16 protein-coding genes are annotated in these 15265 nt (G+C 68.4%); 1 reads left to right on the top strand and 15 read right to left on the bottom strand.

Annotation, left to right across the window (positions count from 1 at the left end):
* Nucleotides 1–84 precede the first annotated feature (84 nt).
* The 4 genes from M9945_RS06985 to M9945_RS06970 all read right to left on the bottom strand — a co-directional run bounded on the left by M9945_RS06985 (nt 85) and on the right by M9945_RS06970 (nt 3391).
* Nucleotides 85–1056: a beta-ketoacyl-ACP synthase III gene (locus M9945_RS06985; protein WP_367943955.1), complete on the bottom strand. Its 972-nt coding sequence runs from the start codon at nt 1054–1056 to the stop codon at nt 85–87.
* A gap of 2 nt (nt 1057–1058) precedes the next feature.
* Nucleotides 1059–2135, bottom strand: coding sequence for a phosphate acyltransferase PlsX (plsX, locus tag M9945_RS06980; RefSeq protein WP_367931687.1), 1077 nt, complete (start codon nt 2133–2135; stop codon nt 1059–1061).
* A gap of 141 nt (nt 2136–2276) precedes the next feature.
* Complete coding sequence (locus tag M9945_RS06975) at nt 2277–2840, bottom strand: DUF177 domain-containing protein (RefSeq protein ID WP_367943954.1); 564 nt, start codon at nt 2838–2840, stop codon at nt 2277–2279.
* Nucleotides 2837–3391 (bottom strand): ubiquinol-cytochrome C chaperone family protein, encoded by a 555-nt coding sequence (locus M9945_RS06970; RefSeq protein WP_367943953.1) that lies wholly within the window; start codon nt 3389–3391, stop codon nt 2837–2839. The genes M9945_RS06975 and M9945_RS06970 overlap by 4 nt, the downstream gene beginning before the upstream one ends.
* Before the next feature lie 172 nt (nt 3392–3563).
* Between M9945_RS06970 and M9945_RS06965 the strand changes: the two genes are divergently transcribed.
* Nucleotides 3564–4025: an outer membrane protein assembly factor BamE gene (locus tag M9945_RS06965; RefSeq protein ID WP_367944786.1), complete on the top strand. Its 462-nt coding sequence runs from the start codon at nt 3564–3566 to the stop codon at nt 4023–4025.
* A 169-nt stretch (nt 4026–4194) separates the two neighbouring features.
* Here M9945_RS06965 and M9945_RS06960 read toward each other — a convergent pair whose 3' ends face one another.
* From M9945_RS06960 to M9945_RS06910, 11 genes are all read right to left on the bottom strand, one after another.
* Nucleotides 4195–6333: a sodium-translocating pyrophosphatase gene (locus tag M9945_RS06960; RefSeq protein WP_367943952.1), complete on the bottom strand. Its 2139-nt coding sequence runs from the start codon at nt 6331–6333 to the stop codon at nt 4195–4197.
* Between the two features lie 176 nt (nt 6334–6509).
* Nucleotides 6510–7730 (bottom strand): MFS transporter, encoded by a 1221-nt coding sequence (locus M9945_RS06955; RefSeq protein WP_367943951.1) that lies wholly within the window; start codon nt 7728–7730, stop codon nt 6510–6512.
* Entirely contained in the window at nt 7727–8233 is a 507-nt protein-coding gene (nusB, locus tag M9945_RS06950; protein ID WP_367943950.1) for a transcription antitermination factor NusB, read from the bottom strand. The genes M9945_RS06955 and nusB overlap by 4 nt, the downstream gene beginning before the upstream one ends.
* A 2-nt stretch (nt 8234–8235) precedes the next feature.
* The gene (gene ribH, locus M9945_RS06945) at nt 8236–8691 is read right to left on the bottom strand and encodes a 6,7-dimethyl-8-ribityllumazine synthase (protein ID WP_367943949.1); all 456 of its coding nucleotides are present in this window, start codon (nt 8689–8691) and stop codon (nt 8236–8238) included.
* 102 nt (nt 8692–8793) lie between these two features.
* Nucleotides 8794–9402 carry a riboflavin synthase gene (locus M9945_RS06940; RefSeq protein ID WP_367943948.1) on the bottom strand — a complete coding sequence of 203 codons (609 nt, stop codon included), beginning with the start codon at nt 9400–9402 and terminating at the stop codon, nt 8794–8796.
* The gene (ribD, locus tag M9945_RS06935; protein WP_367943947.1) at nt 9402–10535 is read right to left on the bottom strand and encodes a bifunctional diaminohydroxyphosphoribosylaminopyrimidine deaminase/5-amino-6-(5-phosphoribosylamino)uracil reductase RibD; all 1134 of its coding nucleotides are present in this window, start codon (nt 10533–10535) and stop codon (nt 9402–9404) included. Before ribD ends, M9945_RS06940 begins: the two co-directional genes overlap by 1 nt.
* Nucleotides 10536–10539: 4 nt before the next feature.
* Complete coding sequence (gene nrdR / locus M9945_RS06930; RefSeq protein ID WP_367931696.1) at nt 10540–11004, bottom strand: transcriptional regulator NrdR; 465 nt, start codon at nt 11002–11004, stop codon at nt 10540–10542.
* Nucleotides 11005–11048: 44 nt separating this feature from the next.
* On the bottom strand, nt 11049–12356 hold the full coding sequence (gene glyA / locus M9945_RS06925; protein WP_367943946.1) for a serine hydroxymethyltransferase: 1308 nt from the start codon (nt 12354–12356) through the stop codon (nt 11049–11051).
* 180 nt (nt 12357–12536) lie between these two features.
* Nucleotides 12537–13787, bottom strand: a complete 1251-nt coding sequence (locus M9945_RS06920) for a murein L,D-transpeptidase (protein ID WP_367943945.1) — start codon at nt 13785–13787, stop codon at nt 12537–12539.
* Nucleotides 13788–14064: 277 nt separating this feature from the next.
* Entirely contained in the window at nt 14065–14583 is a 519-nt protein-coding gene (locus M9945_RS06915) for a winged helix DNA-binding protein (RefSeq protein WP_367930162.1), read from the bottom strand.
* 145 nt (nt 14584–14728) lie between these two features.
* Entirely contained in the window at nt 14729–15148 is a 420-nt protein-coding gene (locus tag M9945_RS06910) for a DUF6163 family protein (RefSeq protein ID WP_367930163.1), read from the bottom strand.
* Between the last annotated feature and the right edge of the window lie 117 nt (nt 15149–15265).

Here is a 15265-nt window from a genome sequence, read left to right as displayed (position 1 = left end):
TTCGCGACGTTAAGAAATTGCCCGCGTCAGGTCAAGAACCTGTACCGCCGCGGGCGAAGAGTTCGGCGCGTGGTTGACCCAACCTTACCAGCGCAGCAGGACCGCGCCCCAGGTAAAGCCGCCGCCCATCGCCTCGAGCAGCACGAGGTCGCCCTGCCTGATGCGGCCGTCGGCGACGGCCGCGCCGAGCGCCAGCGGCACCGAGGCGGCGGAGGTGTTGCCGTGCAGATGGACGGTGACGACGACCTTCTCCTCGGGGATGCCGAGCTTCCTCGCCGAGGCGTCGATGATGCGCTTGTTGGCCTGATGCGGCACGAACCAGTCGAGGTCCTGCGCCGTGATCCCGCCCCGCGCCAGCGCGTCCTCGACCACGTCGGTGATCATGCCGACCGCGTGCTTGAACACCTCGCGGCCTTCCATGCGCAGGTGGCCGACGGTCTGCGTCGTCGACGGGCCGCCGTCGACATATAGCTTGTCGCGGTGGCTGCCGTCGGAGCGCAGGCTGGCGGCGAGGATGCCCCTGTCGGTCAGCAGGCCGGGGCTCTCGACGCCCTCGAGGATCATCGCGCCCGCCCCGTCGCCGAACAGGACGCAAGTCGTGCGGTCGCTCCAGTCGAGGATGCGCGAGAAGGTCTCGGCGCCGATGACCAGCACGCGCCGCGCGAGGCCGGACCTGATATGCGAATCCGCCGCCGTCACCGCATAGACGAAGCCCGAGCACACGGCCTGCATGTCGAAGGCGAAGCCGTGGCGCATGCCCAGCCGTTCCTGGATCTCGACGGCGGTGGCGGGAAAGGTGTTGTTGGGCGTCGAGGTCGCCAGCACGATCATGTCGATATCGGCCGGCGTCAGCCCGGCATTCGCCAGCGCCGCGCGCGCCGCCGCCTCACCCAGCGAGGCGGTCGTCTCGTCCTCGGCCGCGACGTGGCGCTGGCGGATGCCGGTGCGCTGGACGATCCACTCGTCGGTGGTGTCGACGAGGGTTTCGAACTCCGCATTCTTCATGATGCGGCGCGGCAGGGCGGTGCCCACACCGCGCACGATTGAACGTATCATCGTCACGCCTGACCCCGCTCTTCCTCGGCCGCGTCGTCGCCGTTCGCGACGCGCTTGCCGGGCCTGCCGCCGTGGAACGCGTCGAGCTCCTTGCGGATGCCGTCCATCAGGCGACTGCGGGCCATGTCGTAGCCCAGCTCGACGGCGGCGGCGAAGCCTTCCGGGTCCGCGCCGCCATGGCTCTTGACGACGATGCCGTTCAGGCCGAGGAAGACGCCACCATTGGCCCGGCGCACGTCCATCTTCTCGCGCAGGGTGTTGAACGCGTCGCGCGCCAGCACGTAGCCGAGGCGTGTCATCAGGCTACTGCTCATCGCGGCGCGCAGATATTCGCCGATCTGCCTCGCCGTGCCTTCGGCGGTCTTCAGCGCGATGTTGCCGGCGAAGCCTTCCGTGACCACGACGTCGACCGAGCCGCGGCCGATGTCGTCGCCCTCGACGAAGCCGCGATAGTCCATCGACTTCAGCTCCGCCTCGCGCAGCAGCCGGCCGGCCTCCTTGACCTCTTCCTGGCCCTTGATCTCCTCGACGCCGACATTGAGCAGCCCGACCGAGGGGCGCTCGATGCCGAAGATGGCGCGTGCCATGGCCGAGCCGAGAATGGCGAAGTCGATCAGCTGGTGGGCGTCGGCGCCGATGGTCGCGCCGACGTCGAGCACGATGCTCTCACCGCGCACCGTCGGCCAGATGGCGGCGATGGCCGGCCGCTCGATGGAGGCCGTGGTGCGCAGGCAGAATTTCGACATCGCCATCAGCGCGCCGGTGTTGCCGGCCGAGACGCAGACATCGGCATCGCCGGACTTGACCGCCTCGATCGCCTTCCACATCGACGATTTCCAGCGCCCCTGGCGCAGGGCCTGGCTCGGCTTGTCGTCCATGCGCACGGCGACGTCGCAATGGACGAACTGCGAGGCGCCGGCGACGCGCGGGAATTTTTCCAGCACGGGGCGCACGCGCTCCTCGCGGCCGAAGACGACGAAACGCACGTCGGGGCGGCGCTCGGCGACCATGTCGAGGCCGGCGATGGTGATCTCCGGTCCGTGGTCTCCACCCATTGCGTCGATGGCGATGCGTATCAAGAGGCAGTCATTTCTTCTGGTCCCCGGTTCGGGGGGTAAACCAACCGGGGAGAGGGACGGAACGGGGCGAAAATAGCGGTTTTCGGAGGCTGCACAACCGGTTTCACATGCTGGCCCATCGATTTCAGAGGTTGTTCGATTTCAGAGCTTCTTTTTCAGTTCCGCCAGCTTGTCGTGAAGCGGCCCGCGCTTTTCCCCGCCTTCGCCGCCGCCGGGAAGAACGGCTCCGGGCTTGCGCGGATAGGGGTCGATCCCCAGCGCGAAGAATTCCTCGGCCAGTTGCCCGACATCGACCGTATCGCCGGAAAACAGCTCGGGCGCGTCCTCGCCCTCGGCGTCGAGCAGGATCTCGCCCTCGGCGGAATAGACCGGCACGGCAAGGCGCGAGCCTTCCGGCAGGAACGTCGCCGCCACCTGCTCGTCGATCCGGGCGTCGACGGGATCTAGGGTGACGATGCATGCCTGGACGATGTCGGCCTCGACGGTGCCCGTCACGCGCACCCCGCCCTGCTTCCAGCCCGTGACGTGGAGGAGCGCGACGAGCCTTCCGACGCCGAGCAGGCCGTGCGCGGCGGCAAGGGCGGCGCGCTGCGCCTCGTCGGCCTCGATCATGACCTCCATGCCGTTCTTCGGCAGGCGCGCGACATGGACGGGATAGGAGATCGCGCTTGCCTTCGCGGCAGGGCCGGCGTCCGGGGTCGTCATGGCTTCGCCTCCACGCCGGCGGCGTCGGCGAAGGCGATGCGGCCGGCCAGCAGCGCCGCATCGTCCTGATCCGCCAGCGCGGCCGAGGCGTGCCCGACATAGGCGGCCAGCAGCGGCGCATCGGCCCAGCCGGGCTCGTCGGGGCGGATGTTGCGCGCAAGGGCGGCCGCCAGCGCGGCTGCGTCGCCTTCCGCCAGCGCCGCGCGGTAGGCCTCGGCCCGGCCGTAGAACATGCGTGCCAGCTTCTTCATCCGCTTCGGCATGCTGACGTCGTTGATGCCGAGCTCGCGCAGGGAATGGTCGATGTCCTTGAAGAACTCGTCCGTCACCTCCTGCGCCAAGGCGCCGAGGACCGTGCCGCTGGCGCGGGCGCGTTCGAGAAACAGGAACATGTGCAGCGACAGCATCTCGAAGCGGCCGAGCGGCGTATCGGGCACGCCCCATTGCGAATAGAAATGCGGCTGCCGCGCGGATGCCACGATTGCCTCATAGAGAGCATCGACAACCGGCTGGTTGGACCGCTTGCCGAAGCTCAGGATCGACTTGAACATGGGGCTTGCCTTCCGAACGGCTGGTTTCGATCCGCGGCGCGGTTGCATCGCCGCGCAAGCTGGTTTACCGCTTTTGCCGCCCGGTGCAAGCCGCCGGCCTGACGGGGAGAAGATGGAGTTGCCGGTGCATTCGCATAATTTCACAACAGGCGTCACCCGTCCGGTTCGTGCCATGGCGGCGCTGGCGGGCGTCGCCCTGATGCTGGCCGGCTGCAACAGCACCGAGGCGCTGAAGCCGAGCGAGACGCTCTCGCACGGCTTCGTGGTCGATCAGGAGACGCTCGACCTCGTCCCGGTCGGCTCCAGCCGCGAGCAGGTCCTGCTTTCGCTCGGCACCCCGTCGACCACCGCGACCTTCGACACCGAGGCCTTCTACTACATCTCGCAGACGCGCACCCGCCCTGTCGCCTTCATGAACCCGCGCCTGACCGACCAGCGTGTGCTCGCGGTCTATTTCGGCGCGGACGGCCGCGTCGCCAACATCGCTCAATACGGCATGCAGGACGGCAAGCTGTTCGACTTCGTCTCGCGCACCACGCCAACCGCCGGCAAGGAGACCTCGTTCCTCGGTGGCCTGATCACCGGCATGATGAGCGGCGGCGCGCCCAACGCGGCGGGGGCCATGAGCCGGTAAGCCCCTTTTTCTTGCATCCTGAAAATCGAAAGGCGGCCCGTCGGGCCGCCTTTTTTCATCCGCCCCTACGGAAGAGAAAGGGACAAGAAAAAAGCCGCGGAGAATATCTCCGCGGCCTTTCGATCCGGTCCGGTGAGGAAGGCCGGTGGCCCTCCCCGCGCGGGTCGCCTCAGTGCGCCAGGACGGCGAGCAGGAGAAGCGCGACGATGTTGGTGATCTTGATCGCCGGGTTCACCGCCGGGCCGGCCGTGTCCTTGTAGGGATCGCCGACCGTGTCGCCGGTGACGGAGGCCTTGTGCGCTTCCGAGCCCTTGAGGTGCTTGACGCCGTCCTTGTCGACGAAGCCGTCCTCGAACGACTTCTTGGCGTTGTCCCACGCGCCGCCGCCCGAGGTCATCGAGATGGCGACGAACAGGCCGTTGACGATCACACCGAGCAGCGAGGCGCCGAGCGCGGCGAAGGCCGAGGCCTTGGAGCCCGAGATCAACAGCACGCCGAAATAGACGACGAGCGGGGCAAGGACCGGCAGCAGCGAGGGGATGATCATCTCGCGGATCGCGGCCTTGGTCAGCAGGTCGACGGCGCGGGCGTAGTTCGGCTTCGAGGTGCCGGCCATGATGCCCGGATCCTCGCGGAACTGACGACGCACCTCCTCGACGATCGAGCCCGCTGCACGGCCGACGGCCGTCATGGCGATGCCGCCGAAGAGGTAGGGGATCAGGCCGCCGAAGATCAGGCCCGCGACGACGTAGGGATTGGCGAGCGAGAACGAGATCTCGCCGACATCCGCGAAGTACGGGTACTGAGCGCTGTTGGCCGCGAAATACTCCAGATCGTAGGAGTAGGCGGCGAACAGGACCAGCGCGCCGAGGCCGGCCGAACCGATGGCGTAGCCCTTGGTGACGGCCTTGGTGGTGTTGCCGACGGCGTCGAGCGCGTCGGTCGACTGGCGAACCTCGGGCGGCAGGCCCGACATCTCGGCGATGCCGCCGGCATTGTCGGTGACGGGGCCGAAGGCGTCGAGCGCGACGATCATGCCGGCGAGGCCGAGCATGGTGGTCACGGCGATCGCGGTGCCGAACAGGCCGGCGAGCTGGAACGTCGCCAGGATGCCGCCGACGATGACGATGGCCGGCAGGGCGGTCGACTCGAGCGAGACGGCGAGGCCCTGGATGACGTTGGTGCCGTGGCCGGTGACGGAAGCCTGGGCGATCGAGTTGACCGGGCGCTTGTTGGTGCCGGTGTAGTACTCGGTGATGACCACGATGAGGCCGGTGACGATGAGGCCGATCAGGCCGCACACGAACAGCGCCGTGCCGGTGATCGTCTGGCCGGCGACCACGCCGATCTCGCCCCAGCCGATGGTGAACTGGTTGGCGATGGCGACGCCGCCGACGGTGAGGATGCCGGTGACGATCAGGCCCTTGTAGAGCGCGCCCATGATCGAGCCGTTGGCGCCGAGCTTGACGAAGAAGGTGCCGACGATCGAGGTCACGATGCACAGGGCGCAGATGGCCAGCGGATAGATCATGACGGAGGAGAGCACGTCCGTGCCGGCGAAGAAGATCGCGCCGAGGACCATGGTGGCGACGACCGTCACCGCATAGGTCTCGAACAGGTCCGCGGCCATGCCGGCGCAGTCGCCGACATTGTCGCCGACATTGTCGGCGATGGTGGCCGGGTTGCGGGGGTCGTCCTCGGGAATGCCGGCTTCGACCTTGCCGACGAGATCGCCGCCGACGTCGGCGCCCTTGGTGAAGATGCCGCCGCCGAGACGGGCGAAGATCGAGATCAGCGACGCGCCGAAGCCGAGCGCGACGAGCGCGTCGATGACGGTGCGGTCGGACGGGGCATAGCCCAGCGGGCCGATGAGGATCCAGTAATAGACCGCGACGCCGAGCAGCGCGAGGCCGGCGACCAGCAGGCCGGTGATGGCGCCCGACTTGAAGGCGATGTCGAGGCCGGCGGCGAGGCTGTTCGAGGCGGCCTGCGCGGTGCGCACATTGGCGCGGACCGAGACGTGCATGCCGATGAAGCCGGCAGCGCCCGAGAGCACCGCGCCAATCAGGAAGCCGATGGCCGCGGTGGCGGACAACAGCCACCAGGCGAGCACGAACACCACGGCGCCGACGATGGCGATGGTGGTGTACTGGCGGGTAAGGTAGGCCTGCGCGCCCTCACGGATGGCGCCGGCGATTTCCTGCATGCGCGCATTGCCCTGGTCGGCAGCCAGGACCGACTGCGTCGCCCACATGGCGTAGACGACCGACAGGACGCCGCAGAGAATGACGACATAAAGCATGGTCATTTCACGGGATTCCTCGATTGCGGGCCCGCAAGAACCCCTCCGCGGGCCGGGGTTGAGAGGGTGGAGTCCGGACGGACTCTGCCTTTTCGCTGCGGCTTATGCGGAACGGTCCGGGAAACGTCAAGGTTTCGTTGATCTTTTGCCCGGAAATCGCCCAGGTTTGCCCGCCGGCGGCGCTAAATGCCTGATATTGAGGCGGTGCGGCGCGAAATCAGCCGCAGGAAGACGAGCCCGGCGACGCACATCAGGACGACCGGGAACGTTACCCAGTTCAGCGCCTCCCAGCCCCATTTGTCGTAGACGACGCCCGACAGGAACGAGGCGAGCGACACCGTGCCGAACAGGATGAAGTCGTGGACGCCGAGCACCTTGCCCTGCTCGGACGGGCGATAGGTGCCGGCGATCATCGCCGTGGTGCCGATGAAGCCGAAGTTCCAGCCCATGCCGAGCAGGACGAGCGCCGACCAGAACTGCCAGAGCTGGATGCCGGAGAGCGCGACCAGCCCGCAGCCGACCAGAAGCGCGAGGCCGAGGGCGACGACGGCCTCCGCGCCGAAGCGGGCGATCAGCCGGCCGGTGACGAAGGAGGGCGCGAACATCGCCATGACGTGCCAGGAGATGCCGAGCGTCGCCTCGTCGGGCGAGAAGCCGCAGCCGACCATGGCGAGCGGCGCGCCGGTCATGACGAAGCTCATCAGCGCGTAGGTGCCGACGCCGCAGGTGAGCCCGACGACGAAGCGCGGCTGGCGCATGATCTCGCCGAGCGGCCGCGCCGGCTGGTCGAGGCCGGTGACGGTGCCGCCGCTCCCCTTGCGCCGCGGCAGGAACAGGAGGATCGCCGCGCCGACCACGGCAAGGCCGATGATCGAGGCGAAGGCGCCGGCGAACATCACCGGGGCGAAGAGGTCGCGGGTCAGGATGACGATCTGCGGCCCGAGGATCGCGGTGACGACGCCGCCGGCCAGGACCAGCGAGATCGCCCGCGCCTTGAGGGCAGGCGGCGCGTAGTCGGCGGCCGCGAAGCGCACCTGCTGGATGAAGGCCCCGCCGAGCCCGAGGACCAGCATGCCGAACGAGAACAGCCAGAACGAGAAGCCGAGCAGCCCCAGCATGGTGAGGAGACCGCCGAGCGCGGTGACGGCGGTGCCGGACTGGAAGCCGAGGCGGTAGCCGGCGCGCTTGATCAGCGTCGCGGCGGGAATCGCGCCAAGCGCGACGCCGACGGTGAAGCCGGTGACGGGAAGCGTGGCGAGCGCCTTGTCCTCGGCGAGGAGATAGTGGCCGGACAGCGCGCCGAGGGCGAAGGCGATGGGCGCGGCCGAGCCGACGATGGCCTGCGAGGCAGCGAGGATCAGAGTCGCGCGCCGTGCCTCGCCGTCGCCCGCCGCGGCGTTCACTCGCCCGGTTCCTTGCCCCGGCCCTCGCCGCGCACCCGGCGCGCGACGCGGTCGAGCACGGCGTTGACGAGCTTGGGCTCGTCTTCCTCGTAGAACGCCTTGGCGATGTCGACATATTCCGAGACGATGACCGGCACCGGCACGTCCTGGCGGCGCATCAGCTCGTAGACGCCGGCGCGCAGGATGGCGCGCAGCGTCGAATCGAGCCGCGAGAGCGGCCAGTCCTCGGTCAGCGCCTGGCGGATGACCGGGTCGACGGTCTTCTGGTCCTCGACCACGCCGGCGAGGATGGCGCGGAACCACTGCGCGTCCGCCTCGCGATACTGCGCGCCGTCGACTTCCTTGCCGAGGCGGAACTGCTCGTATTCGGCGGTGATCTCGAGGATGCCCGAGCCGGCCACGTCCATCTGGTAGAGCGCCTGCACGGCGGCGAGGCGCGCGGCGCCGCGCTTGTTGGCCTGTCGCGGACCCGCGGGTTTCGGCGGAAGCGGTTTGGCGGCCAAGGTCAGGCTCCGAGCCGGTCGCGCAGGGCGATCATGGTCAGCGCGGCGCGCGCGGCGAACCCGCCCTTGTCGCCCTCGTTGCGCCGGGCGCGCGCCCAGGCCTGTTCCTCGTTCTCGACGGTGAGGATGCCGTTGCCGATGGCGAGCGATTCCTCGACGGCGAGGTCCACCAGCGCCCGGCAGGATTCGTTGGCGACGATGTCGAAATGATAGGTCTCGCCGCGAATGACGCAACCCAGCGCGACGAAGCCGTCATAGTCGGTGCCGTCCCCCTCGGCCGCGTCCAGCGCGAACGACACCACGGCCGGAATCTCCAGCGCGCCCGGCACGGTGACGACGTCGTAGAGCGCGCCCGCCTCGTCGAGCGCGGCCTTCGCGCCCTGGAGCAGAGCGTCGGACAGATCGTCGTAGAAACGCGCCTCGATGATGAGGAGGCGGGGCGGAACGGTGCTGGTCATGGTCTTCTCCGGAAATCGCCCGGTGACTTAGGCCGAAGCCGGCACCTTAGCAAGCGCTTCGTTGGCGATGGCGGCCTTGCGCAATATGCATTGCTTAACTGGCTAGCCGCCGAACTCGGCGAGCCGCGCGGCGTAGCGCGCCATGGTGTCGATCTCGATGTTGACCGCGTCGCCTGCCTGGCGCTCGCCCCATGTCGTCACGGTCAGCGAATGGTGGATCAGGAGCACGTCGAAGCGCGCGCCGTCGACGCCGTTGACGGTCAGCGAGGTGCCGTCGAGCGCCACCGAGCCCTTGGGCGCGATGAAGCGGGCGAGCGCGCGCGGCGCCTCGAGGGTGAAGCGCACGGCGTCGCCCTCGTCGCGGCGCTCGAGGATGGTCGCGCGGCCGTCGACATGGCCGGAGACGATGTGGCCGCCGAGCTCGTCGCCGATCTTCAGCGCACGTTCGAGGTTGATCCGGGTTCCCGGCTTCCAGCCGGCGGCGGTGGTCAGGCGCAGCGCCTCCCCCCACGCCTCGACCTCGAACCAGCGCGCGTTGGAGGCGGCGTCCGGCAGGGCGACGACGGTAAGGCACACGCCCGCGCAGGCGATGGACGCGCCGATGGCGATGCCGGCGGGGTCGTAGGCCGTGTCGATGCGCAGGCGCACGCCCTCGGCCAGCGGCGTCACCTGCGCCACGGTTCCGATGTCGGTGACGATGCCGGTGAACATCAGTCTTCCCTCGCATATTCGTTGTAAAGATCGTCGCCGAAGCGCGCATGCCGCACGGGCCGGAAGCCGGCCGGCAGGTGGTGCGCCGTCACCGGCGCGGCGATGCCGCCCGCGCCGATCGCGGCCGGCCCGGTGAACAGCGCGATGCGGTCGACCAGCCCCTCGTCGAGGAAATGGCGTGCGGTTTCGGCCCCGCCCTCGACCATCAGCGACATGAAGCCCTGCGCGGCGAGGTCCTCCAGCAGCTCCGGCAGGGCGATGCGGCCCTCGTGCAGCTCGGCCGAGAGGAAGCCGGCGCCGAGCGTGGCGAGCGCGGCGCGGCGCGCCGGGTCGGCCTCGACCGACGAGGCGATGAGCAGCGGCGTCGACCGCGCGCCGGCCGCGAGCTTCGAGGACGGCGGCAGGCGCAGAGCAGCGTCGAGCACGATGCGGGCGGGCGAGCGGGCCTCCAAGCCCGGCAGGCGGCAGGTCAGCTCGGGATCGTCGGCGAGCGCCGTGCCGATGCCGACGAGGATGGCGCCCGATTCGGCGCGCATCGCATGCACCTGCCGGCGCGCGACCGCGCCGGTGATCGTCACCTGGCCCTCGCCGCGCCGGCCGATCATGCCGTCGGCGGAGACGGCGAGCTTCAGCGTCACCTCCGGGCGCTTGAGGCGCGCGCGGGTCAAGTATCCGGCCAGAAGATCGCCCGCCTCGGCGGCCAGCACCCCCTCGATAACCTCGATGCCGGCGGCACGCAGGATGGCGTAGCCCTTGCCGGAGACGCGCGGATCCGGATCGCTCGCCGCGCCGACGACCCGCGTCACGCCGGCGACCGCCAGCGCGTCGGCGCAGGGCGGGGTGCGGCCGTGATGGGCGCAGGGCTCGAGCGTGACATAGGCCGTCGCGCCCCTCGCCAGATCGCCGGCCTCGGCCAGCGCCTGCGGCTCGGCATGCGGGCGGCCGCCGATCGCGGTGACGCCGCGGCCGACGACGGCGCCGTCCCTGACGATGAGCGTGCCGACCGAAGGGTTGGTGGCTGTCAGGCCCAGATTGCGCCGCGACAGGCGGATGGCCGCGGCCATGAAGCGGCGATCCGCCTCCGAAACCGCTTCGACGTCCGCCCCGTTCGCGCCGCGCTCGCCTTGCGCCATGGGCCTAGTCCTCGTCCTGGTCGCTCCGCAACTCGCCGAGCACCTCGTGGAAATCCTTGGCCTCGCGGAAATTGCGGTAGACCGAGGCGAAGCGCACATAGGCGACGTCGTCTATCGCCTTCAAGGCCTCCATGACGAGGCGGCCGATCTCGTCGGCCATCACCTCGGTCTCGCCCGAACTTTCGAGCTGGCGGGCGATGCCGGTCGCGGCGCGTTCGATGCGGTCGGGATCGACGTTGCGCTTGCGCGTGGCGATCTCCATCGAGCGCAGCAGCTTGTCGCGGGAGAACGGCACCTTGCGGCCGGAACGCTTGACGACGACGAGGTCACGCAGCTGCACCCGCTCGAAGGTGGTGAAGCGGCCGCCGCAATCCGGGCAGACGCGGCGGCGGCGGATCGCCGCCCCGTCTTCGGCGGGGCGGGAATCCTTGACCTGCGTGTCTTCGGACTGACAGAACGGACAGCGCATGTTACCCCTCCGGCGAATGAATCCTCGCCGGGATGCTTACCCCATCAGCCGAGATAGGGGTAGAGCGGGAAACGGCCGCACAGCGCGGCGACCTTGTCCCGCACCGCTGCCTCGACGGCCGCGTTGCCCTCGTCGGAGTTGGCCGCCTTCAGTCCGTCGAGCACTTCCGAGATCAGCCTGCCGATCTCGGCGAACTCGGCCGTGCCGAAGCCGCGCGTGGTGCCGGCCGGGCTGCCGAGGCGCACGCCCGAGGTGACGAACGGCTTTTCCGGGTCGAAGGGGATGCCGTTCTTGTTGCAGGTGATGTGGGCGCGGCCGAGCGCCGCCTCGGCGCGCTTGCCGGTGGCGTTCTTGGGCCTGAGGTCGACCAGCATCAGATGGTTGTCGGTGCCGCCGGAGACGATGTCGAGGCCGGTCTCGCGAAGGCTGGCCGCAAGGGTACGCGCGTTCTCGACGACGTTGGCGGCATAGGTGCGGAACTCGGGCTGCAACGCCTCGCCGAGTGCCACCGCCTTGGCGGCGATGACGTGCATCAGCGGGCCGCCCTGAAGGCCGGGGAACACCGCCGAGTTGATCTTCTTGGCGATGTCCTCGTCATTGGTCAGGATCATGCCGCCGCGCGGGCCGCGCAGCGACTTGTGCGTCGTCGTGGTGACGACATGGGCGTGCGGCACCGGCGAGGGGTGGACGCCGCCGGCGACGAGGCCGGCGATGTGGGCCATGTCGACCATCAGATACGCGCCGACCGAATCCGCTATGTCGCGAAAACGCTTCCAGTCCCAGACGCGCGAATAGGCGGTGCCGCCGGCGAGGATGAGCTTCGGCTTGACCTCGTGAGCCTTCTTCTCGATCTCGTCCATGTCGAGCAGGTGGTCGTCGCGGCGCACGCCGTAGGAGACGACGTTGAACCACTTGCCGCTCATGTTGACGGGCGAGCCGTGGGTCAGATGGCCGCCGGAATTCAGGTCGAGGCCCATGAAGGTGTCGCCCGGCTGGAGCAAAGCGAGGAACACGGCCTGGTTCATCTGGCTGCCGGAATTGGGCTGGACATTTGCGAAGGCGGCGCCGAACAGCGCCTTGGCGCGCTCGATCGCCAGTTCCTCGACGATGTCGACATACTGGCAGCCGCCATAGTAGCGCTTGCCGGGATAGCCTTCGGCATATTTGTTGGTCAGGACCGTGCCTTGCGCCTCCAGCACGGCGCGGCTGACGATGTTCTCCGAGGCGATCAGCTCGATCTCGTCGCGCTGGCGGCCGAGCTCCTTACGGACGGCGCCGAAAATCTCGGGATCGCGCTCCTCGAGAGGCTGGGAAAAGAAAGCGGGGACGGCGGCCGTTACGCGGGTGTCCATGGCATCGGTCCTTCGGTGGGCATGGGAGGTGAGGATGCCGGCCGCATACCACACTTCCCCCCGCCATTCCACGCCCGGGCGGGAAATTTCATCCCCTTCTCGAGGCATGCCCCTCGCGCGGCCGCGCAAAAGAAAAGGCCGCCCTGGCGGCGGCCTTTCCGATGCGGCGTCTCGCGTACTCTAGAGCGTCGAGAGCTGGAGCTCGTCCACCCCGTCGCGGCCGTAGATGTCGTCGCGGAAATGGGCGACGCCGTCGCCGGTGGCCCAGGCGGAGATGTAGGTGAAATAGACCGGCACCGGGTTGGCGACCGGGATCTTGACGTCCGAATCCGTCTGGATGGTCTGCTCGATCTGGCGGCGGTCCCAGCCCGGCGTTTCCCTGAGGATCCAGGTGACGAGGTCGCGCACGTTCTGGACGCGCACGCAGCCCGACGAATCGAAGCGCATCAAATTGTTGAATAGGCTCTGCTGCGGCGTGTCGTGCATGTAGACCGCATGCGGATTGTGGAAGTTGATCTTGATCGTCGCCATCGCGTTGATGCGGCCGGGATCCTGCCGGAAGCGCAGCTTGGCGGCTTCCTCGGTCGACCAGTCGATGCTCATCGGGTCGACCTCGCCGTTCGGGCCGAAGATGCGGATGTTGTTCTCGGCGAGGTAGTTCGGGTTCTTGCGCATCAGCGGGATGATGTCGCGGCGCACGATGGATTCGGGCGCGTTCCAGTAGGGGTTGATGTTGATCTCGTGGATCTTGGAATTCAGGATCGGCGTCTGGCGGTCGATCTTGCCGACGACGGCGGTGTGGCGCGAGACGACGCGGCCGCCCTCCACCGCCTCGATCTGGGCGGCGGGGATGTTGACCATGACGTAGCGCTCGCCGAGGAAGCCCGACATCGAGCGCAGGCGCACGAGGTTGGTCTCGAGCTGGCCGAGGCGCACCGGGGCGGAAACGTTCATCGCCGCATAGGTGTACTTGCCGGCGACGCCGTCGGACGGGATGCCGTGGCGGGTCTGGAAGCGCTTGAGCGCGGCGTCGACATAGGTGTCGAAGGACGGCGAGATGCCGGCGCGCTCGGAAAGGTCGCCCGAGATCATCAGCCGCGTGCGCAGCACCTCGACGTCGCGGTCGGACACGCCGAGCCGGAGCGCCTTGGTGGCGGGCACCATCGGCCAGCCGCCGCGCGCGACGATGTCGGAATACTGGCCGAGCGTGCGCTCGATATGCGTCACCGTCTCGGGGCTGAAGATCGGCGAGGTCGAGACCACCCTGCCCGCCTGGGCGGAGGCGCGCGCGTCGAACTGGTCGTCCCAGCTTCCGCGCTGCGTCGAGGACAGGATATCGTCGATCGCGTTCTGCGCATGGACCGTCCGCGACAGGGCGGTGGCGGCGAGCGCGCCCGCGCCGGAGAGGAAGATGCGACGAGAAGTCTTCATACCGTGTCCCGATTTCCTGTTTTCGTCCGCAGCGCCGGCCGCGGCCGCGCTTCCTTCATCCACGTTATGACGGGCTTAACGTTAATATTCGCCCAACGCGCATGGCCGTCCCCCTCCCTTGCGGAAGATGACGGTTCTGCGGTCACATCTCAATATGGCAGGATCGTGGCCGATGCACGGCACAATGGCGTGAAGGCCCGACGCGGAGCGGCCGCAGGAGGGTCTCGCCCCCTGCGGCTGTCCCGGGTTCAGGCCGCCCGAACGCGCCCGTCGAGGGCTACATGCGGTAGGCGATGGTGTCGTTCCAGAAGCGGTCGAGGCGCTGGAGCGCGCGGTTCATCTGCTGGAACTCGTCCGAACTGATGCCGCCGACCTGCTCGATGGAGCCGATGTGGCGGTCGTAGAGCTTGCCGACCACGTCAGCCACGTCCTGGCCCTTCGGGGTCAGGCTGACGCGGACCGAGCGGCGGTCGACGCGCGAGCGCTGGTGGTTGATGAAGCCGAGATCGACCAGCTTCTTCAGATTGTAGGACACGTTCGAGCCGAGATAGTAGCCGCGGGAGCGCAATTCGCCCGCCGTCAGCTCGGCCGAGCCGATGTTGAACAGCAGCAGCGCCTGGATCGCGTTGATGTCGGAACGCCCGGCACGGTCGAACTCGTCCTTGATGACGTCGAGCAGGCGGCGATGCAGCCGCTCGACGAGCTGGAGCGATTCGAGGTAAAGGGAACGGATCGCATCCTTGCGATCGTCGTCGATGCTGATAGCGGGCTTCGCCGCCTGTCGCGAAGTCGTCATGGGTCTTGCCTCTCGTTTAACGCCCGGTGATCTTGTTTTCTCTCACCTTGGCCTGACCCTATCGAATGCCTATAAAATTCGACTTAAACCGCAGGCTTAACAAGGGCTTACTGAAGCCCCACCTGACATCACGCTGAAAAATGGGTTAATCGGCCTGCCGGCGCCGGCGCAGGAAGAAGGCGACGCGGAACGCGCAATAGGCGAGCGCGATGGCGACATGCAGGGCGACGAGGACCGGGCGCGCGCCGTACAATTCCGGGAAGCCGGCATACATGGCGATCTCGATCGAGGCGCACAGGAACCAGATCACCGCGCCCCAGGACGAGATCATCCACAGCCCGCTCGCCGCGAACGGGAACAGCACCGCCAGCGAGACGGAGGCGACCTGCCAGTGGACCGGCATCAGGTCGAAGCGCCACTCGGGGCCGTCGTTGATGCCGATCAGCCGCGTCCAGTAGAACAACCCGCACAGAAGGCCGAACGCGGCGACGGCGCGATGGAACCATTCCCAGCCGAGATCGAGTGTCGTGGCGTGAAGGACCACGCTGTCGCCTGTGCGGTGCATGTAAAAGGAGCGCTCCCGGGGGCCGATTCACCTGACGCAACCATGCACAAGGGCAAAGGCGGGGGCAAGCGCGGCCTTGCGGCGAGCCGCCGCGTTCGCGCCTGCCGCGACGGGGTG

Source organism: Aquamicrobium sp., from assembly GCF_023954335.1.
Classification (GTDB): domain Bacteria; phylum Pseudomonadota; class Alphaproteobacteria; order Rhizobiales; family Rhizobiaceae; genus Aerobium.
Note: the sequence above shows the minus strand (reverse complement) of the source record. Positions and strands in the feature narration are given on the sequence as shown.

What these genes read in the sequence shown, in the direction of transcription:
- M9945_RS06985 (WP_367943955.1), bottom strand. Translation starts at nt 1,056, where the DNA reads ATGATACGTTCAATCGTGCGCGGTGTGGGCACCGCCCTGCCGCGCCGC.
- M9945_RS06975 (WP_367943954.1), bottom strand. Translation starts at nt 2,840, where the DNA reads ATGACGACCCCGGACGCCGGCCCTGCCGCGAAGGCAAGCGCGATCTCC.
- M9945_RS06970 (WP_367943953.1), bottom strand. Translation starts at nt 3,391, where the DNA reads ATGTTCAAGTCGATCCTGAGCTTCGGCAAGCGGTCCAACCAGCCGGTT.
- M9945_RS06965 (WP_367944786.1), top strand. Translation starts at nt 3,564, where the DNA reads ATGGCGGCGCTGGCGGGCGTCGCCCTGATGCTGGCCGGCTGCAACAGC.
- M9945_RS06960 (WP_367943952.1), bottom strand. Translation starts at nt 6,333, where the DNA reads ATGACCATGCTTTATGTCGTCATTCTCTGCGGCGTCCTGTCGGTCGTC.
- ribH (WP_367943949.1), bottom strand. Translation starts at nt 8,691, where the DNA reads ATGACCAGCACCGTTCCGCCCCGCCTCCTCATCATCGAGGCGCGTTTC.
- M9945_RS06940 (WP_367943948.1), bottom strand. Translation starts at nt 9,402, where the DNA reads ATGTTCACCGGCATCGTCACCGACATCGGAACCGTGGCGCAGGTGACG.
- ribD (WP_367943947.1), bottom strand. Translation starts at nt 10,535, where the DNA reads ATGGCGCAAGGCGAGCGCGGCGCGAACGGGGCGGACGTCGAAGCGGTT.
- nrdR (WP_367931696.1), bottom strand. Translation starts at nt 11,004, where the DNA reads ATGCGCTGTCCGTTCTGTCAGTCCGAAGACACGCAGGTCAAGGATTCC.
- glyA (WP_367943946.1), bottom strand. Translation starts at nt 12,356, where the DNA reads ATGGACACCCGCGTAACGGCCGCCGTCCCCGCTTTCTTTTCCCAGCCT.
- M9945_RS06920 (WP_367943945.1), bottom strand. Translation starts at nt 13,787, where the DNA reads ATGAAGACTTCTCGTCGCATCTTCCTCTCCGGCGCGGGCGCGCTCGCC.
- M9945_RS06915 (WP_367930162.1), bottom strand. Translation starts at nt 14,583, where the DNA reads ATGACGACTTCGCGACAGGCGGCGAAGCCCGCTATCAGCATCGACGAC.
- M9945_RS06910 (WP_367930163.1), bottom strand. Translation starts at nt 15,148, where the DNA reads ATGCACCGCACAGGCGACAGCGTGGTCCTTCACGCCACGACACTCGAT.